At 50.9% G+C, this 21,684-nt stretch carries 25 protein-coding genes and 1 tRNA gene; 24 read left to right on the forward strand and 2 right to left on the reverse strand.

Annotation, left to right across the window (positions count from 1 at the left end; all coding sequences use genetic code 11):
- The first annotated feature begins 68 nt into the window (after window positions 1-68).
- Window positions 69-872 (forward strand): AraC family transcriptional regulator, encoded by an 804-nt coding sequence (locus tag DW915_RS03495; RefSeq protein ID WP_118741605.1) that lies wholly within the window; start codon window positions 69-71, stop codon window positions 870-872.
- 10 nt (window positions 873-882) lie between these two features.
- Here DW915_RS03495 and sigG read toward each other — a convergent pair whose 3' ends face one another.
- Window positions 883-1,668, reverse strand: a complete 786-nt coding sequence (gene sigG / locus DW915_RS03500; protein WP_055227938.1) for an RNA polymerase sporulation sigma factor SigG — start codon at window positions 1,666-1,668, stop codon at window positions 883-885.
- 220 nt (window positions 1,669-1,888) lie between these two features.
- Here sigG and DW915_RS03505 point away from each other — a divergent pair, with 220 nt between their 5' ends.
- From DW915_RS03505 to DW915_RS03520, 4 genes are all read left to right on the forward strand, one after another.
- Entirely contained in the window at window positions 1,889-2,404 is a 516-nt protein-coding gene (locus tag DW915_RS03505; RefSeq protein ID WP_055220692.1) for a transcription repressor NadR, read from the forward strand.
- Window positions 2,405-2,557: 153 nt separating this feature from the next.
- Window positions 2,558-2,631, forward strand: a tRNA-Arg gene (locus DW915_RS03510).
- 200 nt (window positions 2,632-2,831) lie between these two features.
- Window positions 2,832-4,334, forward strand: a complete 1,503-nt coding sequence (locus DW915_RS03515) for an alpha-N-arabinofuranosidase (protein WP_118741606.1) — start codon at window positions 2,832-2,834, stop codon at window positions 4,332-4,334.
- 61 nt (window positions 4,335-4,395) lie between these two features.
- The gene (locus DW915_RS03520; protein ID WP_118741607.1) at window positions 4,396-4,650 is read left to right on the forward strand and encodes a DUF6171 family protein; all 255 of its coding nucleotides are present in this window, start codon (window positions 4,396-4,398) and stop codon (window positions 4,648-4,650) included.
- 66 nt (window positions 4,651-4,716) lie between these two features.
- Here DW915_RS03520 and DW915_RS03525 read toward each other — a convergent pair whose 3' ends face one another.
- Entirely contained in the window at window positions 4,717-6,063 is a 1,347-nt protein-coding gene (locus DW915_RS03525; RefSeq protein WP_118659310.1) for an MATE family efflux transporter, read from the reverse strand.
- 184 nt (window positions 6,064-6,247) lie between these two features.
- Here DW915_RS03525 and DW915_RS03530 point away from each other — a divergent pair, with 184 nt between their 5' ends.
- The 19 genes from DW915_RS03530 (at window position 6,248) to DW915_RS03620 (ending at window position 21,678) form a co-directional block, all read left to right on the forward strand.
- Window positions 6,248-7,087, forward strand: coding sequence for a MerR family transcriptional regulator (locus DW915_RS03530; RefSeq protein WP_055266430.1), 840 nt, complete (start codon window positions 6,248-6,250; stop codon window positions 7,085-7,087).
- 148 nt (window positions 7,088-7,235) lie between these two features.
- A complete protein-coding gene (rfbB, locus tag DW915_RS03535) occupies window positions 7,236-8,258 on the forward strand; it encodes a dTDP-glucose 4,6-dehydratase (RefSeq protein WP_022461570.1) in 1,023 nt (340 codons plus the stop codon).
- A 59-nt stretch (window positions 8,259-8,317) separates the two neighbouring features.
- A complete protein-coding gene (locus tag DW915_RS03540) occupies window positions 8,318-9,499 on the forward strand; it encodes a MerR family transcriptional regulator (RefSeq protein ID WP_118741608.1) in 1,182 nt (393 codons plus the stop codon).
- A gap of 189 nt (window positions 9,500-9,688) precedes the next feature.
- Window positions 9,689-10,417 carry a CpsB/CapC family capsule biosynthesis tyrosine phosphatase gene (locus DW915_RS03545; RefSeq protein WP_055227942.1) on the forward strand — a complete coding sequence of 243 codons (729 nt, stop codon included), beginning with the start codon at window positions 9,689-9,691 and terminating at the stop codon, window positions 10,415-10,417.
- 19 nt (window positions 10,418-10,436) lie between these two features.
- The gene (locus DW915_RS03550; RefSeq protein ID WP_055228010.1) at window positions 10,437-11,180 is read left to right on the forward strand and encodes a YveK family protein; all 744 of its coding nucleotides are present in this window, start codon (window positions 10,437-10,439) and stop codon (window positions 11,178-11,180) included.
- Between the two features lie 15 nt (window positions 11,181-11,195).
- Entirely contained in the window at window positions 11,196-11,897 is a 702-nt protein-coding gene (locus DW915_RS03555) for a polysaccharide biosynthesis tyrosine autokinase (protein WP_055227943.1), read from the forward strand.
- 5 nt (window positions 11,898-11,902) lie between these two features.
- The gene (locus DW915_RS03560) at window positions 11,903-12,637 is read left to right on the forward strand and encodes an immunoglobulin-like domain-containing protein (protein ID WP_118741609.1); all 735 of its coding nucleotides are present in this window, start codon (window positions 11,903-11,905) and stop codon (window positions 12,635-12,637) included.
- Between the two features lie 138 nt (window positions 12,638-12,775).
- Window positions 12,776-13,612, forward strand: coding sequence for a selenium cofactor biosynthesis protein YqeC (gene yqeC, locus DW915_RS03565; protein ID WP_118741610.1), 837 nt, complete (start codon window positions 12,776-12,778; stop codon window positions 13,610-13,612).
- A gap of 25 nt (window positions 13,613-13,637) precedes the next feature.
- Window positions 13,638-14,126, forward strand: coding sequence for a cyclic pyranopterin monophosphate synthase MoaC (gene moaC / locus DW915_RS03570; protein WP_022462471.1), 489 nt, complete (start codon window positions 13,638-13,640; stop codon window positions 14,124-14,126).
- A gap of 3 nt (window positions 14,127-14,129) precedes the next feature.
- A complete protein-coding gene (locus tag DW915_RS03575) occupies window positions 14,130-14,645 on the forward strand; it encodes a MogA/MoaB family molybdenum cofactor biosynthesis protein (RefSeq protein WP_022462470.1) in 516 nt (171 codons plus the stop codon).
- A 21-nt stretch (window positions 14,646-14,666) separates the two neighbouring features.
- Window positions 14,667-15,710 (forward strand): selenide, water dikinase SelD, encoded by a 1,044-nt coding sequence (gene selD / locus DW915_RS03580; protein WP_022462469.1) that lies wholly within the window; start codon window positions 14,667-14,669, stop codon window positions 15,708-15,710.
- 26 nt (window positions 15,711-15,736) lie between these two features.
- Window positions 15,737-16,351 (forward strand): sulfurtransferase-like selenium metabolism protein YedF, encoded by a 615-nt coding sequence (gene yedF, locus DW915_RS03585; RefSeq protein ID WP_082424948.1) that lies wholly within the window; start codon window positions 15,737-15,739, stop codon window positions 16,349-16,351.
- Window positions 16,348-17,496, forward strand: coding sequence for an aminotransferase class V-fold PLP-dependent enzyme (locus DW915_RS03590; protein WP_055266420.1), 1,149 nt, complete (start codon window positions 16,348-16,350; stop codon window positions 17,494-17,496). Before yedF ends, DW915_RS03590 begins: the two co-directional genes overlap by 4 nt.
- Before the next feature lie 57 nt (window positions 17,497-17,553).
- Window positions 17,554-17,790, forward strand: coding sequence for a DUF3343 domain-containing protein (locus tag DW915_RS03595; protein WP_022462466.1), 237 nt, complete (start codon window positions 17,554-17,556; stop codon window positions 17,788-17,790).
- Window positions 17,791-17,805: 15 nt separating this feature from the next.
- Window positions 17,806-18,177 (forward strand): winged helix-turn-helix domain-containing protein, encoded by a 372-nt coding sequence (locus DW915_RS03600; protein WP_022462465.1) that lies wholly within the window; start codon window positions 17,806-17,808, stop codon window positions 18,175-18,177.
- A 150-nt stretch (window positions 18,178-18,327) separates the two neighbouring features.
- Window positions 18,328-19,173: a selenium-dependent molybdenum cofactor biosynthesis protein YqeB gene (gene yqeB / locus DW915_RS03605; protein ID WP_118741611.1), complete on the forward strand. Its 846-nt coding sequence runs from the start codon at window positions 18,328-18,330 to the stop codon at window positions 19,171-19,173.
- 29 nt (window positions 19,174-19,202) lie between these two features.
- Window positions 19,203-20,228, forward strand: coding sequence for a molybdopterin-binding protein (locus DW915_RS03610; RefSeq protein ID WP_055220523.1), 1,026 nt, complete (start codon window positions 19,203-19,205; stop codon window positions 20,226-20,228).
- Between the two features lie 3 nt (window positions 20,229-20,231).
- Window positions 20,232-21,203, forward strand: a complete 972-nt coding sequence (moaA, locus tag DW915_RS03615) for a GTP 3',8-cyclase MoaA (protein WP_117813748.1) — start codon at window positions 20,232-20,234, stop codon at window positions 21,201-21,203.
- Between the two features lie 37 nt (window positions 21,204-21,240).
- Window positions 21,241-21,678, forward strand: coding sequence for an MOSC domain-containing protein (locus DW915_RS03620; RefSeq protein WP_022462461.1), 438 nt, complete (start codon window positions 21,241-21,243; stop codon window positions 21,676-21,678).
- The last annotated feature ends 6 nt before the right edge of the window (window positions 21,679-21,684 follow it).

The raw sequence follows: 21,684 nt of genomic DNA on the forward strand, positions 1-21,684 counted from the left end.
ATGGAATTTTAAGACAAAAGCATGGATTTTTGCTTCATAAAGAATAAAATACGGGAAAAGGAAAGAATATGCTTGTATCAGAAATGAACGGGATCCGGCCTGTCGATGCCGGGCGGCAGGACTGCCATGATCTGCATTCCTGGGGGCCGGGTGTACGGCAGTGCTATATTATACATTATATTATAAGCGGAAAGGGAACGTTTACCTGCGGGAAAAAGACGTACACACTTACCGCCGGACAGAGCTTTTTAATCTGTCCAGAGCAGGTGGTGCAGTACGCGCCGGATGAGAACGAGCCGTGGGAATATGTGTGGGTGGATTTTGTCGGGGAACAATGCCGGCAGATTCTGGCACGGTCGGTACTGAACCCACAGCAGCCGGCGGCGCCGCCTCTCCGTCAGGAAAGGCTTCTGCCGTATTTTGAGCGTCTCTGCCAGATGGAACTCTATCGCCGGAACAGCCAGGAGGCCGTCGGTGTGCTGCTTGCGCTTCTGGGCGTGTACCAGGATCTGGCGGAGCCGCAGCGGGAGGAGAGAAAGAAGGAAGATCCGCGGATCATGGAAGCGATGGCTCTGATTGCCGCAGGGTATCACTGGAGTGAGTTCTGCGCGGAGACAATTGCGCGGAAAATGGCGGTCAGCCGCACAACGCTGAACCGTCTGTTTCAGAAGAAAATCGGCCGGTCACCAGGACAGTATCTGCTGGAATATCGGCTGCAGCAGTCAGAAAAGCTGCTGCAGATGGGGATGACGGTCAAACAGACGGCGCTGTCGTGCGGATTTGAAGATCCCTTTTACTATTCCCGTGTGTTCCGGAAACACTATGGAATGCCGCCGTCGGATTACCGGCTGCAGTTTGCAGAAATTCAGTGAACGGCGGGCGTTACCGCTCGTCGGAGAGATAATTCCGCATAGAGCGCAGGGCGGACTTTTCCAGCCGGCTGACCTGCGCCTGCGAGATGCCGATTTCCCGGGCAACCTCCATCTGGGTCTGCCCCTCATAGAAACGCATGCGGATGATCTGGCGTTCGCGCTCATTGAGACGGGCGACCGCGTCCTGCAGGGCGAGGTTCTGCACCCAGTTTTCTTCTTTATTTTTCTTATCACTTAACTGATCCATGATATACAGGGTATCGCCGCCTTCCGTGTAGACGGGTTCATACAGACTCATCGGGCTTTGGATTGCGTCGAGGGCATAGACGATATCCTCTTTTCCAATGCCGATTTCAGCGGCGATTTCCTCGATCGAAGGCTCTTTCTGGTTCTGCTTGAGATAAAGTTCGCGGGCGCAGATGGCGCGGTAGGCAGTATCCCTGAGGGAACGGCTGACGCGGATCGCATTGTTGTCACGCAGATACCGCCGGATTTCACCGATGATCATCGGCACGGCATAGGTGGAGAAACGGACGTTTAAGGTCGTGTCGAAGTTATCAATCGCCTTAATCAGGCCGATACAGCCGATCTGAAAGAGATCGTCGGCGTTTTCACTGCTGTTGGAGAAGCGCTTGATCACGCTTAAGACAAGGCGCAGATTGCCCTGAATGTAGCGTTCGCGGGCAGCAGCATCTCCTTCGCGGGCCTTTTTCAGCAGAGTCTCCTTTTCTTCGGCATTCAGTACGGGAAGGCGTGATGTATTGACTCCGCACAGTTCAACTTTATTGATCGCCATGGTATGCATCCTCCTGAAACATGGAACGTATGGTTACCGTTCGTTACTGTTATACGTTCATGATTGGCAGTTGGCGGGACGAATATACGAGAGCCCGGAAAATTTCATAAAGTTTTAGTCCTTGACAAAGCTTTTGGAAAATGATTTCCTGCTATTGTAGAAACGGCGGAAAGTGTGATAAGATAAGGGAAGTGTACGAAATGCGAGGTCTTGTTTTATGATGAGTGGAAAGGAACGAAGAGAAGAGATTCTTCAAAGAATAACAAACAGTAAGACGCCGGTCTCCGGTGCAGCGCTGGCGAAGAGCTGTGAAGTCAGCCGTCAGGTGATTGTCCAGGACATTGCCCTGATCCGCGCTGCCGGATACGATGTGATTGCGACAAACCGCGGCTACATCTGCAGCAGCCCGGTAAGAGAGACGCGGGTCTTTGAGGTGAATCACACGGATGAGCAGATGCAGGACGAGCTGAATACAATTGTGGATTTCGGCGGCGTTGTGCTGGATGTGATTGTGCGTCACGAGGTTTACGGAGAACTGCGTGCGGAACTGAATATCAGTTCACGAAATAAGGTGGCACTGTTTATGGAAGAAATCCGGCAGGGAAAATCACGGCCGCTGAAGAATATCACATCAGGGGAACATTTTCATACCGTATCGGCAGACTCTGCGCAGACCCTGGATCTGATTGAAGAGGAACTGCGAAAGAAAGACTACCTGGTGCGGACTGTGAAATAGGGGAAAAAGCCCTTATTTTCACAAAAAACTGTTATTCGAAAAAATTTTAAAATTTTTTCAAAAAGGTGTTGACTTTTCTCTTAGGATAGTGTAATATACATGATGTCAGCGGGAACGAGTGATAAACAAAGAGTTCTAAAGCGACAAAAAAATGTGCGTTTAGCTCAGCTGGATAGAGCGTTTGGCTACGGACCAAAAGGTCGGGGGTTCGAATCCTCTAACGCACGGACGGTAACCGTCCTGGTGAAAACCAGGGCGGTTTTTTCGTATGCAGAATGAAAAATAAAACAAGCGGCCTTTTGGTCAGCAGCAAGACGGCCGCACTTTTTGAAAAAATCATGGGGAAACAACTTGTACGCTCATTGACACAAGTGAGATACATCTCCTATAATAAAGCCAAATTTAAGATCTCGAAAGGGGACAAGTTATGGCTAAGTTAGTAATTGATGCGAACAGAAAGCTTTCAAAAATCAATAAGGAAATCCAGGGACAGTTTTCGGAGCATCTGGGAAGATGTATTTATGAAGGACTCTATGTAGGAGAAAATTCCGATATTCCGAACGTGAACGGAATGCGTACCGATGTTGTTGAAGCACTGAAAAATATCAAAGTTCCGGTACTGCGCTGGCCGGGCGGATGTTTTGCAGATGAATATCACTGGAAAGACGGTATCGGACCGAAAGAAAGCCGCAAAAAAATGATCAACACCAACTGGGGCGGTGTTGTCGAGGACAACAGCTTCGGTACCCACGAGTTTTTTGAACTCTGCCGTCAGATCGGATGTGAAACCTATATCAACGGAAATATGGGAAGCGGTACTGTACAGGAGATGTCGGAGTGGGTTGAATATATGACATTTGACGGGGTATCTCCGATGGCAGACCTTCGTGCGGAAAATGGCCACGAAAAGCCGTGGACCGTCGATTTCTTCGGCATCGGCAATGAGAACTGGGGCTGCGGCGGAAATATGAATCCGGAATTCTACGGAAATATGTACCGCAGATATCAGACCTTTGTGCGTGATTACGATGGAAACAAAAAGATCCGGAAGATTGCCTGCGGCGCCAATTCGGATGATTATGAGTGGACGCAGGAAGTGATGAAAGCATGCTTCCGCAGAATCTCCCCACAGCAGCATGGCATGATGGATGGCCTGTCCCTTCATTACTATACGGTGCCGGAAACCTGGGATCACAAGGGAAGTGCAACGGAGTTTGCGGAAAAAGACTGGTATAAGACCATGAAAAAGACGATGTATATGGAAGAGCTGATCCGTCGCCACAGCGCCATTATGGATCAGTATGACCCGGACAAAAAGGTCGGCATGATCGTGGATGAGTGGGGTACCTGGTATGATGTAGAGCCTGGAACAAATCCGGGATTTCTGTATCAGCAGAATACCATGCGTGACGCACTGGTCGCAGGAATCAACCTGAATTTCTTCAACAAACACAGCGACCGTGTCAAGATGGCAAATATCGCACAGATGGTCAATGTTCTGCAGTCGATGATCCTGACAGAGGGTGAAAAAATGGTCAAAACTCCGACGTATCATGTTTTTGATCTGTATCAGGTACATCAGGAAAATGATCTTCTGGCAAGCTCTCTGGAAACGGAGCAGGTTGGTCTGGAAGACGAATACATGGTTCCGAATCTGACGGAATCTGTTTCGATAGATGCCAACGGTGTACTTCATATCACGATGACGAATGTGGATCTGGAGAAAGCATATCCGGTAGAAGCGGTAATTCTTGGAAAAAAAGCCGACGAGATCAAAGCCGAGATCGTAACCGGCCATATGCAGGATAAGAACACCTTTGAAGCGCCGGAGACGGTTGGCGTTCAGACCTTTGACGGTGTACAGGCAACCAAAGAGGGAATTTCCTTTACCATTCCGGCATGCAGTGTGCTTCATATCGCCGTAAAATAGGGAAACCATAAAAACCAGAAGATATCTGGGATGAAAAAAGATTCAGTTCCGGAGGAGTTTGATGGACGGAAATACCAGGATCTGTAAAAAATGCCTGCTTCGTGAGATGGACGAGGCAGGCTTTTTTCAGAATATGTATGATTATATTGCAAGAATTCCGGCGGACGATAAAGCGCCGGAGGAGGAATACGAGCGGCGGCTTTCCATTTGTAAGGAGTGTGAAAAGCTGCTGTCCGGCATGTGCCGCATGTGCGGCTGCTACGTGGAGATGCGGGCAGCGATTGCACTGCGGGACTGCCCGGGGAAAAAGTGGTAGCAAAAGAGAAACCCCGCACAGCGGATCCGATGAAAACAACGGATCTATTGTGCGGGGTTTTGAGAATCAACGCATTTCTGTCTCCGGTGCGACTTTTGGATCCCTAAAATAGCGGGACAGCTTCGGCACGGAGATGAACAGCGTCAGAAATTCGGCGACCGGAATCGACAGCCACACACCGTTGGTGCCAAGCACGAGCGGCAGAAGCAGCGCGGAGAGAACGATAAAGACGAAGGTGCGCAAAAAGGAAATCAAAGCAGAGGTCTTTCCGTCTGACAGTGCGGTGAAAATGCCGGAGGCGACGATATTCGTACCGCAGAACAGGTAAGCGATGGAGAACAGGTATCCGCCGTGGCGGGTCAGTTCAAAGCCGTACGTGCCTTTCTGCATGAAAACGGCGGAAATGACCGGAGAACCGAAGGCAGCCACAAGTGCAATGATCACAGAGCTTATCACAACGAAACGGATACTGATGCGGTAAAGCCGGATCAGCCGCTGTTTGTTCCGGCTGCCGTAGTTGAAGCTGAACACAGGTGCAACGCCGATACTGTAGCCGAGGTACAGCGCAACAAAGAGAAACTGTCCGTACAGAATCGCCGTGATGGCGGCAACACCGATTTCGCCCTCAAATTTCAGCATCAGCATGTTGAAAAGGTAAGTGACAACGGCTGCAGAAAGATTGCTGACCATCTCGGAGGAACCGTTGAAGCAGCTTGTGGAGAGCAGGCCTTTGGAAAATTCCGGACGGGTGAAGCGAAGGCCTTTGCGGGCAAAGGTAAAGTATAAAATGCCGGCAACGGCCGGAATGCACTGGCCAAGGCCGGTGGCAAGGGCAGCTCCGGCAACACCAAGATGGAGCGGAACGACAAACAGATAGTCCAGAAGCATGTTGGTAATGCCGGCGGACACCGTAAGGGAAAGTCCGAGTCCCGGGCGCCCTGCTGTTACAAAGAAGGACTGGAACAGCGCCTGGAGAAGACAGACCGGGGCAAAGGAAAGGATCGTCCGCAGATAGGCGGTACCGTAATCCATCAGCACCGGCGTTGCACCGAGCAGACTGCAGATCTGACGGCAAAACAGGTTGCCGAGCACTGCGCCCAGAATACCGATGATCAGTGTGGTAAGGGTAAGGGCCGAAAAGTTACGGTTGGCTTCCTCCTGTTTTCCCTGTCCGATCTTTGCAGCGACGACGGCGCTGCCTCCGGTACCGAACATGATGCCGACGGCAAGAAGAATGCTGACGGCAGGATAGACGATATTGGCGGCGGAAAGCGCCATGCTGTCCACGTACTGTGCGATGAAAAAGCCATCCACAATACTGTAGAGAGACATAAAGATCATCATGATGATCGATGGAAACGCAAACTTCAGCAGGGAGCGGAAGTTGAAATCCTTGGCGAGTGACTGGCTCATAATCAAAAACCTCCTTTTTATGTGTGAAAAGCCTTTTTCAGACACGCTTTAGATGGGAAAGATTTCTTGTGAAAATTTGAATCGTTTGCTATTATAAAGGATAGGGTAACCCTATAGTCAAGTGCAAAAAAGGTGAAAAACAGGAAAAATTCCGAGAGCACATATTCAGGAAAAGGAGTCAGAAATGGGAAAACAGGAGTATTTAAGCGCGGGGCGATTTGCAGCGCTGGTAGGCACGACAAAGGAAACGCTCTTCCATTATGATGAGATTGGGCTGTTCGTACCAAAAAGAAGAGGGACAAACGGCTACCGATATTATGCGATGGATCAGATTGAAACGTTTGATGTGATCGGAATGCTGCGGGAGCTGGGCATGCCGCTGGCAGAGATTCGAAATTATCTGGAACAGCGAAGTCCTGAAAAATTCGGAGTACTGCTGGAACAGGAGGAGAAGGTGGTGCGCGAAAAAATGCAGCGGCTCCGCGAGATGCAGCGCTGGATAGGGGAAAAGAAGCGGTTTCTGGCACAGGCATCGGCGGAATGCCGTGAGGCGTTTGAAAAAGATCCCTTCTGTCCTGTAGGGATTCATACTCTGCCATTGCAGTATCTTGTCACAAATCACAGCGAATCAGCGGATAATCTGGCAGTCAATCAGAAAATCGGAGAGCTCTATGCTTACTGTGGGCAATACGGAAATCGAAGTTCGTATAATGTTGGGTTTGTTCAGAAACGGGAAACACTGGAAACGGGGAATTTTCTGGATTACCGTGATTTCTATCTGATTTTTGATCGTGTGCCGGCGAAAGTGCGATACACGGTTCGGCCGGAGGGAGAGTATCTTTGCTATTATTATAAAGGACCATGGCAGGGAATTGAAGCGGCGTACCGGAAGCTGTTCCGGTATGCCACGGAACAGAGACTTTTGCTGGACGACCGCTTTTATGAGGAATATATGGTGGATGCGCTGACCAGTCAGGAAATGGAACAGTATATTACGAGAATCGCCGTAAAAATTTTAAGATAGATGTATTCCGGAGGGAAAAACAAGATTTTCACAAACTTTTTTCATTCTCCTCTTGACCATGACGCAACGTCACCCATTATAGTGAGAGTACAACAAGTTGAATTGACATAAAACTGAGACGATAAACACACCAAAAAGGAGAAAAAGCATGAAAGTATTAGTAACAGGCGGAGCCGGATTTATCGGCGGAAACTTCGTACATCACATGGTAAACAAATACCCGGATTATCAGATTGTAAACCTGGACCTGCTGACCTACGCAGGAAACCTGGAGACTCTGAAACCGGTTGAGGACAAACCGAACTACAAATTTGTAAAAGGTGATATCGCAGACGAAGCTTTCATCATGGATCTGTTTGAAAAAGAGAAATTTGACGTTGTTGTCAACTTCGCAGCAGAGAGCCATGTAGACCGTTCCATTGAGGATCCTGGCATCTTTGTTCAGACCAACGTAATGGGAACCCGTGTACTGCTGGATGCTTCCAGAAAATTCGGCGTAAAGAGATATCATCAGGTATCTACCGATGAGGTTTACGGAGACCTTCCGCTGGATCGCCCGGACCTGTTCTTTACAGAGAATACCCCGATCCATACCTCTAGTCCGTACTCTGCATCCAAAGCAAGCGCAGACCTGTTTGTACTGGCTTACCACAGAACCTTCGGTACCCCGGTTACCGTTTCCAGATGCTCCAACAACTACGGCCCGTATCACTTCCCGGAAAAGCTGATTCCGCTTATGATCAGCCGCGCACTGGCAGACGAAGAGCTTCCGGTATACGGAAACGGTGAGAATGTCAGAGACTGGCTGCACGTATCCGATCATTGCGAAGCAATCGACCTGATTATCCATAAAGGTAAAGTAGGCGAGGTTTACAACATTGGCGGACACAACGAGAGAACAAACCTTCAGGTAGTACAGACCATCCTGAAAGCTCTGGACAAACCGGAATCTTTGATCAAATACGTAAAAGACCGCCCGGGCCATGACAGAAGATATGCAATCGACCCGACCAAGATCGAGACTGAACTTGGATGGAAACCAAAATACAACTTCGATACCGGAATTGCACAGACAATTCAGTGGTATCTGGATAATGAAGACTGGTGGAAACACATCATCAGCGGTGAGTATCAGAACTACTTTGCTGAGATGTACAAAGACCGTCTGTAAGAGAGAAAAGTGAAATGCAAAGGCCGCAAAAAAGCGGCTTTTGCGAAGGAGTGGTGGATATGGATCAATATTATACCACTGGTGAATTTGCCCGGATGGCCCATGTGACCATTCGGACAATTCGCTATTACGACAAAAAAGGGCTGCTGAAGCCGAGCTTTATTAACGAATCCGGTTATCGGATGTATTCGGATGAGGATTTTCTGAAGCTGCAGAAAATTTTATCGCTGAAATATCTCGGATTTTCCCTGAATGAGATCGGAAATATGACGATTCACGATACGAGTGCGGATATTCTGAAATCATTGAAAATGCAGATCGGACTTGTGCACAAGAAGATGGAAAATCTGGAGCAGATGGAAAAGGCGCTGCAGAATACGACACAGATTCTGGAGGAGACGAACCAGATCGACTGGACCGGCATTCTGAACCTGATTCATCTGACCGATATGGAAAAGATGCTGGTGGAGCAGTACAAAAACGGGGAAAACCTGAATATCCGTATTTCGCTGCACGAGCAGTATTCCCAAAATAAAAAGGGATGGTTCCCGTGGCTTCTGGAACAGATGGATTTTAACGGTGCGCGCCGGATTCTGGAGATCGGCTGCGGAAACGGGCAGCTCTGGAAAAAAGCGGAGCCATCCGTACTGAAAGGAAAGTATATCTGTCTGTCTGACCTGTCGGACGGCATGATCCGGGATGCGGCGGAAAATCTGGGAGAAGAAAAGGCATTCTGTTTTGATTTCCGGACACTGGACTGCCAGAAGCTTCCGTTTCCGGATGCGGAATACGACCGGATTATTGCAAATCATGTTTTGTTCTATGTCCAGAATCTGTCCCGCGGTCTGCAGGAAATCAGCCGTGTGCTTTCAGATGACGGCGTGTTCTACTGCAGTACATATGGAAAAGGCCATATGAAAGAGATTACCGATCTGGTACAGGAGTTTGATCCGCAGATCAATCTTTCGGAGGTGGCGCTGTATACTATTTTTGGTCTGGATCACGGAGAAAAGCAGTTAAAGCCTTATTTTGGCAGCGTAGAGAAAAGAATCTACGAGGACAGTCTCTGGGTCGACCGGCCGGAGCCGCTTCTGGACTATATCCTTTCCTGCCATGGAAATCAGAATGAGTATCTGTATCCGAGACAGCGGGAATTCAAAGAATTTCTGGAAAAGAAAATTCAGAAACACGGCGGAATTGCGATCACAAAAGAGGCAGGGGTTTTCATCTGCAGAAAATAACAGGAGAGGCTGACATGAAAATGGAGGTCTCTTTTTTATCCCTCATTTTAGGCAAGTTTGACAAAAATGTTAAAAAATAAATACAGAGTATGTTTTTTGTATTGCCAGAGATCACAAAAGGATGTATACTAAAATAGAATGTGTAAGTATGCGTGACTTGAAGAAAGAACACAAAAAGAGGGATAAGGTATGAAGGAATTATTTGATGTACACTGCCATATGGTCCCGGGGGTAGACGACGGTGCAGCTGACCTGGAAGAGTCGCTGGCGATGCTGAAAATGCAGCACGAGGACGGGGTCAGGAAGATTATCATCACACCGCATTATCGGCGGCGGATGTTTGAAACACCGGCAAAAAAGGTACATGAGCAGTTTCTGAAACTGCAGGAAGCGGCAAAAAAGGAATATCCGGATATGTCGCTTTATCTCGGGTGTGAACTTCACTCGAACATGGATCTTCAGGATATCCTGGAAAAACGGAAATATGTGACCATGGCCGGTTCATCCTATGTTCTGTTGGAATTTTCCGAGGGAGATTCCGCACAGCATATCCGTGAGAGAGTCTACAATGTACTGTCCTGCGGTTATGAACCGATTATCGCGCATGTGGAGCGCTATCAGGCAACGGTAAAGAGCGTCGGATTTTCCAGCGATCTGGTGGATATGGGCGCAAGACTGCAGGTGAATGTGGAAAGTATACTTGGAAAGTATACGTGGGGGGCAAAACGCTACTGCAGAAAACTGATGAAGGAAGATCTGCTCGGTTTTGTCGGCAGCGATTCCCACAACACAAAAACACGTATTCCCAACATAGGAGCAGGCGCTGCCTATGTTTCAAAAAAAATGGGAGAGGCATATGCCGAAAGGATTTTCCACGATAATCCGATGGAAATCTTAAGGGATGCCGGAGAAATCTAAAAAAAGTCAGGAGAAGAAGATGGAAACGAATCAACAGAATCAGGATGAAATTGAAATCGATTTACTGGAACTGCTTCGTGTGCTCTGGAGCAAAATTGGCTATGTGATTTTAGCTGCATTGGCACTTGGCCTTCTGATGGTACTGGTCAGCAAAGTATTTATGAAGCCGCAGTATGAATCGACGACAAAAATGTATGTACTGTCAAAACAGGACAGTAGCAGTACTGTAACAAGTGGAGATCTGCAGGCAAGTTCTCTTTTAACCAAAGACTATGCGGAGCTGATTCAGAGCCGTCAGGTTGTTGAAACCGTTATTGCACAGTTAAATCTGGATCTTACCTATGAGGAGTTTTTGAACAAAATTACTGTTACTACACAGAACGATACGCGTATCCTTTCGATTACAGTAAAAGACGAAGATCCGTATGTAGCAAGCCAGATGGCGGATGCAATCCGTGTAGCAGCATCAGATCATATTCAGAACGTTATGAACACAGAAGCTGTAAATGTGGTAGATGAGGCGAATATTCCAGATGAGCCGGTAAGCCCAAGTATTAAGAAAAACGGGCTGATCGGTGCAATAGCAGGGGCATTTATCGCGATTGTCATCATCATTATTGTTTATCTGACAAATGACACCATCCAGACCTCCGAAGATGTAGAACGTTATCTGGGTGTCAGTACACTCGGCATAATTCCTCTTGCAGAAGGACAGAAAAAGAGCAAGAAGAAAAACAAAAACGGCCGTGGAAGAAAGAAATAAGGGAGGATACGGAACGTGAATCAGGTAGTAGTAAAACAGGAAAAATCAGGCTATCAGATTGTGGAAGCCTACAAATCTCTTCGGACCAACCTTCAGTTCTGCGGAGAAGATAAGAAAGTAATCGCGGTTACAAGCTGTACACCAAATGAGGGAAAGAGCAGTGTTTCTATGCAGCTCGGCATTTCTCTTGCAGAGAGCGGAAAAAGAGTGATTTTGATCGATGCCGATCTTCGGAAATCGGTTCTTCTTGGAAGAACGAAAACACAGAAATCTGTTCGCGGACTGGCACACTTCCTGTCCGGTCAGGCAACTCTGGAGGATGTCATCTGTTCTACCAATGTAAAGAACTTTTACATGATTTATTCCGGCCCGTTTCCGCCGAATCCGGCAGAGCTTCTGGGGGGAAAGAACTTCCGAAGTCTTTTAAATGCACTTCGTAAAGTTTACGATTATGTGATTGTGGATACTCCTCCGCTTGGAAGCGTTATCGACAGTGCAATCGTTGCAGAAATCTGTGATGGTTCAATCATGGTCATTGAGTCCGGTGTGATCAGCTATCGTTTTGCACAGGAAGTAAAGAGCCAGCTCGAGAGAAGTAACTGCCCGCTGCTTGGCGTTGTCCTGAACAAGGTGGATATGCAGAAACAGGCGTATGGTAAATACGGAAAATACGGTCAGTACAAATATGGAGATTACGGCCAGGAGGAGGACGATTAACTGCCATGAAAAAAGGGATTGTTGCAGGTTTGATTGTCCTGTGCGTGGCGCTAGGAGCCGGTACAGCAGCTGTCGTAGTGACGGACGACCGAAAAGGCCCGGAAATCGAGCTTCCAGCTGATGGGGATGTAACGTATGAGGAAGGCAGTGATACAGCGCCTTTGCTGGAAGGCGCTACTGCAACGGATGAGAAAGACGGAGATGTGACAGATTCGCTGGTGATTGAAAACATTTTCCCGAACGATGACCATACCAGTGCATCGGTTGTCTATGCGGCAAAGGACAGTCACAATAATGTATCAAAAGCAACACGCCGCGTGAATTATAAAGCTGCAGCGGAAGATACCCCGGCGGAAAATGAGGCTACGCAGGAAACGGATAACAGTGGGGCGGCAGATGAGTCTGCACCGGCAGCAGAGGAGCCGCAGCAGAATGACACAGAGGGCACAAAAAATGAGACAGATGCGCAGATGGAAATCGAAGCACTGCCGGCGGAAAGCCCAAAACTGTACCTGAATACGTATGAAGTAACAGTGGAAGCCGGAAACGATCTGGACAAAACCAGCTATATCAAAGAGATGACCGATGATGCAGACAGCCAGGAGTCACTCTTTAACCAGATTGAGATCGACGGCGATGTGAATACTGCAGTGCCGGGAGATTACACGCTGACGTATCATGTGACGGACAGCGATGGAAACAGATCAAATGCGGCGGTGCTTACCGTACACGTTCAGTAAGAATAGAAGAACTGCTCTGATTGGGATGCCCGATCGGGGCAGTTCTTTTTTCAAGTTTTTTCGGCGTGAGTAAAATTTGACAGCCCAAAATGAGTATGGTAGAGTGAGAAAGAAAGACGGCAGAAGGGGGCAGAGGAGATGCTTCGAATCTGGCAGAAAACAGAAAAACAGAAGCTGGAGCCGGTAGGAATGGGAACGGCGTTCCCCTTTTTAAAGGAAAAGAACCATGTAGTTTCTATCATCGGCGGCGGCGGAAAAACGACGCTGCTGTACGAGATGGCAGGCTTTTGCGTAAAAAACGATCAGAAGGTACTGGTGACAACTTCGACGCACATTTACCGTCCGCCGAAGGAATGGCATGACCAGAGTCTGGAAGCGGTCGAAAGAAAATTTCGCACAGGCCGCGCAGCGATTATCGGGAGTGCCTGCCGGGATCCGGAAAAGCTTTCCATGCCGGAAACGGAACTATTTGAAGCGGCACGCAAAAAGGCCGATCTGACGCTGATCGAGGCGGACGGCGCGAGGCACCTGCAGTGCAAGGCACCGGCGGAACATGAACCGGTGCTGCTTTCCTCTTCAGATCTTGTGATTGGTGTGACAGGTCTTTCGGCACTGGGACAGCCGCTTGGCAAGGGCTGCTTTCGGGCAGAACGGGCGGCGGAACTGCTTGGCTGTACGATGGAACACCATATCACGGAAGAAGATCTGGCACGGCTGATCGCATCGGAACAGGGACAGCAGAAGGATTTGAAAGGCAGAACGTTTTATGCGGTACTGCACCAGTATGAGGAAAAAGAACACCGGGCGGCCGTCGAGAAACTTGTGGAGCTGCTGCGCAGGCAGGGGATCGAGCATGTTCTGGTTACGTGCGCGACAGGAAACAGAAGACAAAGCGGTGAGAACACGAATCCCTGGTATGGGAGAGCAGAGCTTCCCGTGCGTGAAGCGGAAGAAGAGTGGGAACCCGGAGAATAAAACGGAAATAGAACGGAGGAGACAGATGGCGGAATTTACCCATTTTAAGAAAGACGGCAGCGCCGTCATGGTCGATGTCCATGAGAAGCCGGACACGTACCGGGCAGCATCGGCGACGGGAACCATACAGGTAAGCCCGGAGGTATTTGCAGCCGTGCGGGACCATACGGCGAAAAAAGGCGATGTGCTCGGCGTTGCACGGCTGGCAGGCATCATGGGGGCGAAGAAGAATGCGGAGTTGATTCCGCTGTGCCACATTGTGCCGCTGACGAACTGCGAAGTGACATTTACCACGGACGAGAATACAAATTCTATTACGGCCGTGTGCACCACATCATGTGTCGGAAAGACCGGCGTGGAGATGGAGGCGCTGACTGGTGTTTCCACAGCGCTGCTCACGATCTACGATATGTGCAAGGCGATGGACCGCGGCATGGTGATTCGTGATATCCACATTCTGGAAAAGGACGGCGGAAAGAGCGGTCATTATATCTATCAGAAAGAGGAAAAATAAAGCATGGCAGAAAAGAAAGATTTCCCGGTTTTCCGGGTGGGAATTGTAACGTTAAGTGACAAAGGCTATCAGGGCGAGCGCGAGGATAAGAGCGGCCCAAAGATCAAAGAGCTGCTTCCGGCGGAGCAGTATGAGGTCGTTTCGATGCGCCTTCTGCCGGATGAGCGGGCGATGATCGAGGAGGAACTGATCCGGCTTGCCGATCTGGAGCAGTGCGATCTTGTCCTCACGACAGGCGGCACGGGATTTTCCATGCGGGATGTGACACCGGAGGCAACTCTGGCGGTATCCGGCCGTGTGGCACCTGGCATTGCGGAGGCGATCCGCGCGGGCAGCATGGCGATCACAAAACGGGCGATGCTGAGCCGGGCAGTGAGTGCAATCCGTCATCGGACGCTGATTATCAATCTGCCGGGAAGCCCGAAGGCGGTGGAAGAGAGTCTTGGATTTGTACTTGATACCCTGCCGCATGCGCTGGGACTTCTGCGCGGAACGGACGGAGAGTGCGGAAGAAGCTGAAAAAAGAGGGAACAGGTAACGATGGAAGAAGAAAAAATTATTTTCTGTAAGAGCGGCGGCTGTACGGCAAAGCTCGGGGCAGGCGTGCTCGAACATATTTTGGAGAAGCTGCCGAAAGGGGAAAAGGATCCGAATCTGCTGGTGGGCTATGACAGCAAAGACGATGCATCCGTCTACCGGCTGACGGACGACCTTGCGATGGTCCAGACGCTGGATTTCTTTCCGCCGGTGGTGGAGGATCCGTACACGTTTGGAAAAATTGCGGCGGCGAATGCCTTAAGCGACATCTATGCGATGGGCGGAGAGGTGCGGACAGCCCTGAATATCGTCTGCTTTCCGGAACAGATGGATCTGAATGTCCTCGGAGAAATCATGCGCGGCGGCGCGGAAAAGGTGCAGGAAGCGGGCGGATCGCTCTCCGGCGGTCATTCGATTGCGGATGACAGTGTAAAATACGGCCTTTCTGTCACGGGAACCGTGCATCCGGACCGGATCTGGCAGAACAATACGGGCCGCGTGGGTGATCTGCTCATTCTGACGAAACCGCTCGGAACCGGCATTCTCTGTGCGGCGCACCGCGTCGGGGAGGAAAACCCGGGGGGATTTCAAAAGGCAGTGGAATCGATGATGACGCTGAATAAGTACGCCTCGGAGACGGCACGGAAGTATAACATTCATGCCTGTACCGATGTAACGGGCTTTAGTTTCCTAGGACATCTGCATGAGATGATGGAGTCGGGCGTGTCCTGCCATATCTGGGCGGATCAGATTCCGGTGTTCCCGGGGGCTGTGGAAGCGGCGGAGGAGTTTCTGATCACTGCGGCAGGCCAGCGGAACCGGAATTATCTGGAGCAGCATGTGACCTTTAAGGATATACCGTTCGGCATGCAGGAGGTGCTGTTTGACCCGCAGACATCGGGAGGGCTTCTGATGGCCGTGGATGCCGTGGATGCAGAAAAAATGCAGAGAAAACTGCTGGAGCAGGGGATTCCGGCAGCAATCGTTGGAAAAGTCACAGAGCCGGCAGGAACCGAAATTTATGTGACACAGAGCAGGAAATGGTAAGGCAGGGAGGATGAAAAATGGCAGAGATGGAGAAAAAGACAGTAAACGCAATGGGTGATGTGTGCCCGGTACCGCTGGTAAAGGCAAAAAATGCGATTGCAGAACTTGCGGGAAGCGGAAAAGTGGAGGTTCTGGTGGATAATGAAATCGCCGTGCAGAACCTGGAAAAAATGGCGCAGCAGAAAGGATATGGCTTTCTGGTAAAAGAGAAGAAAGAAAAAGAGTATCATGTGGAGTTCACCGTATCGGAAACAGAGCCGGCTGAAACAGAAGAGAAAACCGTATGCCTCGTACCGGCGGCAAAGAAAACAAAACTCGTCGTTCTTTCTGCAGACCATATGGGCGAAGGAGCCGAGGAGCTGGGTAAAATTCTGATGAAGAGCTTCCTTTATGCACTGACCCAGCAGGATGAGCTGCCGGATACGATTCTGTGTTACAACGGCGGTGCAAAGCTGACCTGCGAGGGTTCCGAGTCCCTGGAGGATCTGAAAGATCTGGCAGCGCGCGGCGTTGAAATTCTGACCTGTGGAACATGCCTGAACTTCTACGGCATCACCGAAAAGCTGCAGGTCGGCAGTGTGACCAACATGTATGACATCGTGGAGCGCATGAGCAGCGCAGACCGCGTGATTAAGCCATGATTTACCTCGATTCGGCGGCAACGTCGCTGTGGCATCCAAAAGAAGCAGAGGAGCGTATGATCCAGGCACTGCGCGGCTGTGGAAATGCAGGCCGCGGTGCACACGATGCGACACTGGATGCGGGCCGCATCGTCTTTGAGACGAGAATGCGGCTGGCAGAGTTGTTTCACGCGGAGAGTCCGGAGCGGATTGCATTTACGTGCAACGATACGGAGGCACTGAACACGGCAATTTTCGGACTCTTCGGGCCGGGGGATCATGTGATCACGACAGTCTGCGAGCATAATTCCGTTCTGCGCCCGCTGTATGCACTGGAAAAACAGGGACTGGAGCTTTCCGTGATCCCGGCGGATGTATCTGGAAGGATCGATTACGATCAGATGGAAGCGGCAGTGCGGAAAAACACGAAAGCGTTTGTCGTCACGCATGCCTCCAACCTGACCGGAAATATCACGGATCTTGCGCGGGTGTGCGAAATTGCGGAACGCCATTCCCTGCGTCTGATCGTCGATGCGGCGCAGACAGCGGGGATTCTGCCGATTGATGTACAGAAAAGCGGGATCGACGTGCTCTGTTTTTCCGGCCACAAGGGACTATTAGGGCCGCAGGGAACCGGCGGAATCTACGTCCGTCCGGAACTTTCGATCCGGCCGCTCAAAATGGGCGGAAGCGGAATCCGAAGCTATGAAAAAGAACAGCCTGCGGCGATGCCGGAGCACCTGGAAGCGGGAACTTTAAATGTCCACGGAATTGCGGGACTTCTGGGAGCGCTGGAATATCTGGAGAAGACGGGGATTGAAATGATTTACAAAAGAGAGAGGGAGCTGATGCACCTCTTTCTGGAGGAAATTCAGGGAATCCCGGGACTTACTTTATATGGAACAGACGATCTGCAGCAGCGGGTACCAACGGCGGCATTAAACATCGGCTCCTGTGATTCGGGATATGTCAGCGACTGGCTGTATGAGAACTATGGTATTGCAGTCCGAAGCGGGGCACACTGCGCGCCGCTGATGCACGAAGCACTCGGGACACGGGAGCAGGGAGCCGTGCGGTTCAGCTTTTCCCATGTACTGACGGAAGAAGAAGTCCGGATTGCCGCGCAGGCTCTGCGGGAGTTTGCCGAAGAAGAAATGCAGCAGTGAGAGAGGCGGCAGCCGGCATCCGGGATACAAAAGAAGCTGGAAAAAGGAAGAAACGATATGAGACAGCGAAAAGAAACCTGGATTCTGACGTTTGCGGGGACAACGCAGGCGATGCAGATGGAGCAGTATGCGAGAGCGCACGGCCTGCCGGGAAGGATGATCCCCGTTCCGCGGGAAATTACGGCGGGCTGCGGCCTTTCCTGGAAAGCAGCGCCAGAAGAGGGAAAAGAAATCCTTGCGGCACTTCAGACGGCGGGACTTGCCTATGAGGCGGAGTACCGTGTGCTGCTGTAGAGGTGTGAGGTGGAGATGGAAGAAAAAGAAGAAACATTACGACAGAAGCTGCGGTACGACATGCGGCTGCGCGTCAGCCGGACGGATCATGCCTTCGGTCCCGGTGTGGCGGAGCTGATGGAGCATGTGGAGGCAACCGGCTCCCTTTCGAAGGGCTGCAAATGCATGCAGATGGCGTACTCGAAGGGATGGAAAATCTTAAAGCGCGCCGAGGAGGATCTCGGCATCCCGCTGGTACAGGGCAACCGGGGCGGCAGCAACGGCGGCCAGACGGTACTGACCCCGGAGGGAAAAGAATTCCTGAAGCGGTACCGGAAGTTTGAACAAGAAGTCCGCGCAGGCGCCGATGCGTCGTTTCAGAAGTGGTTTGGAACAGAAGAAAAATAACATTTTTTACGGGGACACGTTGACAAAACGGGTCCTTTCCTGTATTTTATTAATGGAAAAAGCGTTATTCTTGCACGAGAATAACGAAGCAGACCGCGGAAGACGGAAGAAAACGGCGGCTGCTGAAACGAAAGAAGGAAGACAGCGAAGATGAAAAAGAAAGATCTGATCGTGGTACGGGGAGCAGGAGATCTTGCAACCGGTACGATCCATCGTCTGAAAAAAGCGGGCTTTCGTCTGCTGGTTCTGGAAGCAGAGCACCCGGCGGCGATCCGGCGGCAGGTGGCTTTGAGCGAAGCGGTATATGCTGGCAGTGCCAGGGTAGAGGACGTGGAAGCCGTGCGCATGGACGTGGATCTCGCAGAGAAAAAGAACCGGAAAGAACTTCTTGAACAGGAAATGGAACGGATCTGGAAGAAAGATGGTGTTCCGGTGCTCGTGGATCCGGCGGGACTAAGCATTGCAGCACTTCGCCCGGCCGTCGTGGTCGATGCGATTCTGGCGAAGAAAAATCTCGGGACGACAAAAGAGATGGCACCGCTTGTGATTGCCCTCGGACCGGGCTTTACGGCAGGAGAAGATGTGGATGCTGTAATTGAGACGAAGCGCGGTCATAATCTTGGACGCGTGATCCGAAGCGGGAGCGCGGTTCCGAACACTGGCATTCCGGGCATCATCGGCGGGTACGGAAAAGAGCGTGTGATGCATGCACAGGCGGAAGGTATTCTGCGGAATGCGGCTTCGATCGGAGACATTGTGGAAGCCAGGGCTGTGATTGCAGAGATTGAGACAGAAAAAGGGACGGTACCTGTGGAAGCATCTCTCTCCGGTCTGCTGCGCGGGCTGATCCGCGACGGCTATCCGGTGACGAAGGGATTTAAGATTGCGGACATCGATCCGCGGAAAGAAGAACTGCAGAACTGCTTCACGATTTCCGATAAGGCGCGGTGCATCGCCGGAAGCGTGCTGGAAGTGATCTGCGGGGAACTGGAATAGATTCAAATAGAAAAAGTGAGGCGTTTCAGATGAAACTGATGAAAACAGAAGACGCGGTAGGCCAGGTGCTCTGCCACGATATTACACAGATTATCAAAGGTGTGACAAAAGATGCGGTATTCCGCAAAGGCCACATCATTACGGAAGAAGATATTCCGGTGCTGTTAAGTGTCGGAAAGGACAACATTTACATCTGGGAAAAGGACGATACAATGCTGCATGAAAATGAGGCGGCACAGATTCTTTACGATATGTGTAAAAACGATCACATGCATCCGTCCGATGTCAAAGAAGGAAAAATTGAACTGATCGCGGACTGCGACGGTCTTTTGAAAGTGGACCGCGAGAAGCTGAAAAAAGTAAACAGCCTCGGCGAGATGATGATTGCGACGCGCCACGGTGATACATACGTGAAAAAAGGCGACAAACTGGCGGGAACGAGAATTATTCCGCTCGTCATCAAAAAAGAGAAGATGGAGACGGCACAGGCAGTCTGTTCCGACGGGCCGATCCTGACCTTAAAGCCGTTCCACAAGAAAAAATTTGCGGTTCTGACAACGGGAAATGAAGTGTATTACCATCGGATCGAGGACACCTTTACACCGGTTATCCAGGAAAAACTGGCAGAATTCGGCGCGGAGATGATCTTTCATGAGGTTTACGATGATGATGCATCGAAGATCACAGACGGATGCCGCCGTGCGATGGAAGCGGGTGCCGATCTTGTCTTCTGCACCGGAGGAATGAGTGTGGATCCGGACGACAAGACGCCGCTGGCGATCAAAAATACCGGAGCACGCATCGTTTCCTACGGCGCGCCGGTGCTGCCGGGAGCCATGTTCCTTCTGGCGTATGCCGAAAACGGAACACCGATCGTCGGCCTGCCGGGATGCGTCATGTATTCGAAACGGACGATTTTTGATCTTGTCCTGCCGCGCCTCATTGCAGATGATGAGGTGAAAGCGGATGAGCTGGCCGGTCTTGGCGAGGGCGGTCTCTGCCTGAACTGCAAGGTCTGCACCTTCCCGAACTGCGGTTTTGGAAAAGGAAGATAAACGATGAAGGATCAGTATGGCAGAACGATAGATTACCTGCGGATTTCCATCACGGACGCGTGCAATTTGAGATGCCGGTACTGTATGCCGGAGAGTGCGGCGGGCTGTGCACTGGAGCAGGCGGAACAGAATCCGCCGCTTACCGTCGAAGAGATGCTGAAGATTGTGCACGCCGCGGCTGGGCTTGGCATCACGCATTACCGGATTACCGGAGGGGAACCGCTGGTAAGAAAAGAGTGCGTGGAGCTGGTGCAGAAAATAAAAGCAGTGCCGGGCACCGCATCCGTTGGGATCACGACGAATGGCGTGCGCCTGGCATCGTGTGCGAGGGATCTGAAGGCGGCCGGCTGTGACAGTGTGAATGTGAGCCTGGATACAGTGGATGCGGCAGAGTTTGCGGCGATTACCGGACGCGATGCGCTGGAGCAGGTAAAGCAGGGCATCTGCGCGGCCAAAGAGGCGGGTCTTTTAGTGAAGCTGAATGCGGTGCATCGAAAAGAACTGCATGCGCAGGAACTGATTGAATTTGCAGAGCAGGAAAAAGTCCCGGTGCGGTTCATCGAGGTGATGCCGGTGGGCGCCGGAAAATCGTACGTGGGTCCGTCGAATGAGGCGCTGAAAACAGAGCTGGAACAGTGGTATGGGGCATGTACGCCGGACCAGGAAAAAGAAGGAAACGGTCCTGCGGCTTATGTGCGGTACGAAAAGCTGTCGATGCCCGTCGGCTTTATCAGCGCGATCCACGGAAAGTTCTGCGGAAGCTGCAACCGCGTACGGCTGACAAGCCGCGGCTTTTTAAAGCTCTGCCTCTGCTATGAGAACGGCGTGGATCTGCGGGAGGTTCTGCAGAACGGAACGGCGGCGGATCTGCGGGATGTGATGGCACAGGCAATCTTAAAAAAGCCGATGGAACACTGCTTTGAGCGGCCAAAGGATATGACAGAGCACCACCTGATGTCCGGCATCGGCGGATGAAATGACGGCGGTTCGAAAAGAAGAGGAAACAAAAGAAATGGGAAAAATCATAGGAATCTGTATCAGTGAAAAACGGGGAACGGCAAAGCACGAGGTGGAAACGGCGAAGCTGGTGGAAGACTGGGGCATCGAGGGCGATGCACACGCCGGGCACTGGCACCGCCAGGTGAGCCTTTTGTCGTATGAAAAAATAGAAGCCTTCCGTGCAAAGGGGGCGGATATTCCGCTCGGCGCCTTCGGGGAAAACCTGATCGTGGAAGGATATGATTTCCGGAATCTGCCGGTCGGCACGCGGTTTTCCTGCGGGGATGCGCTGCTTGAGATGACGCAGATCGGAAAGGAGTGCCACAGCCACTGCGAGATTTTCAAACGCATGGGTGAATGCATCATGCCGCGGGAGGGCGTTTTCGCGGTGGTGCTGCGCGGCGGCACGATTCAAAAGGGTGACACCATCGAACTGGTGACGGAAAAGTAGACCAGA

This window comes from Blautia sp. AM42-2 (assembly GCF_003480245.1).
Classification (GTDB): domain Bacteria; phylum Bacillota; class Clostridia; order Lachnospirales; family Lachnospiraceae; genus Fusicatenibacter; species Fusicatenibacter saccharivorans.

Excerpts from the sequence above, each read along its gene's own strand:
- DW915_RS03495 (WP_118741605.1), top strand. The coding sequence starts at position 69 with ATGCTTGTATCAGAAATGAACGGGATCCGGCCTGTCGATGCCGGGCGG.
- sigG (WP_055227938.1), bottom strand. The coding sequence starts at position 1,668 with ATGGCGATCAATAAAGTTGAACTGTGCGGAGTCAATACATCACGCCTT.
- DW915_RS03505 (WP_055220692.1), top strand. The coding sequence starts at position 1,889 with ATGAGTGGAAAGGAACGAAGAGAAGAGATTCTTCAAAGAATAACAAAC.
- DW915_RS03515 (WP_118741606.1), top strand. The coding sequence starts at position 2,832 with ATGGCTAAGTTAGTAATTGATGCGAACAGAAAGCTTTCAAAAATCAAT.
- DW915_RS03520 (WP_118741607.1), top strand. The coding sequence starts at position 4,396 with ATGGACGGAAATACCAGGATCTGTAAAAAATGCCTGCTTCGTGAGATG.
- DW915_RS03525 (WP_118659310.1), bottom strand. The coding sequence starts at position 6,063 with ATGAGCCAGTCACTCGCCAAGGATTTCAACTTCCGCTCCCTGCTGAAG.
- DW915_RS03530 (WP_055266430.1), top strand. The coding sequence starts at position 6,248 with ATGGGAAAACAGGAGTATTTAAGCGCGGGGCGATTTGCAGCGCTGGTA.
- rfbB (WP_022461570.1), top strand. The coding sequence starts at position 7,236 with ATGAAAGTATTAGTAACAGGCGGAGCCGGATTTATCGGCGGAAACTTC.
- DW915_RS03540 (WP_118741608.1), top strand. The coding sequence starts at position 8,318 with ATGGATCAATATTATACCACTGGTGAATTTGCCCGGATGGCCCATGTG.
- DW915_RS03545 (WP_055227942.1), top strand. The coding sequence starts at position 9,689 with ATGAAGGAATTATTTGATGTACACTGCCATATGGTCCCGGGGGTAGAC.
- DW915_RS03550 (WP_055228010.1), top strand. The coding sequence starts at position 10,437 with ATGGAAACGAATCAACAGAATCAGGATGAAATTGAAATCGATTTACTG.
- DW915_RS03560 (WP_118741609.1), top strand. The coding sequence starts at position 11,903 with ATGAAAAAAGGGATTGTTGCAGGTTTGATTGTCCTGTGCGTGGCGCTA.
- yqeC (WP_118741610.1), top strand. The coding sequence starts at position 12,776 with ATGCTTCGAATCTGGCAGAAAACAGAAAAACAGAAGCTGGAGCCGGTA.
- moaC (WP_022462471.1), top strand. The coding sequence starts at position 13,638 with ATGGCGGAATTTACCCATTTTAAGAAAGACGGCAGCGCCGTCATGGTC.
- DW915_RS03575 (WP_022462470.1), top strand. The coding sequence starts at position 14,130 with ATGGCAGAAAAGAAAGATTTCCCGGTTTTCCGGGTGGGAATTGTAACG.
- selD (WP_022462469.1), top strand. The coding sequence starts at position 14,667 with ATGGAAGAAGAAAAAATTATTTTCTGTAAGAGCGGCGGCTGTACGGCA.
- yedF (WP_082424948.1), top strand. The coding sequence starts at position 15,737 with ATGGAGAAAAAGACAGTAAACGCAATGGGTGATGTGTGCCCGGTACCG.
- DW915_RS03590 (WP_055266420.1), top strand. The coding sequence starts at position 16,348 with ATGATTTACCTCGATTCGGCGGCAACGTCGCTGTGGCATCCAAAAGAA.
- DW915_RS03595 (WP_022462466.1), top strand. The coding sequence starts at position 17,554 with ATGAGACAGCGAAAAGAAACCTGGATTCTGACGTTTGCGGGGACAACG.
- DW915_RS03600 (WP_022462465.1), top strand. The coding sequence starts at position 17,806 with ATGGAAGAAAAAGAAGAAACATTACGACAGAAGCTGCGGTACGACATG.
- yqeB (WP_118741611.1), top strand. The coding sequence starts at position 18,328 with ATGAAAAAGAAAGATCTGATCGTGGTACGGGGAGCAGGAGATCTTGCA.
- DW915_RS03610 (WP_055220523.1), top strand. The coding sequence starts at position 19,203 with ATGAAACTGATGAAAACAGAAGACGCGGTAGGCCAGGTGCTCTGCCAC.
- moaA (WP_117813748.1), top strand. The coding sequence starts at position 20,232 with ATGAAGGATCAGTATGGCAGAACGATAGATTACCTGCGGATTTCCATC.
- DW915_RS03620 (WP_022462461.1), top strand. The coding sequence starts at position 21,241 with ATGGGAAAAATCATAGGAATCTGTATCAGTGAAAAACGGGGAACGGCA.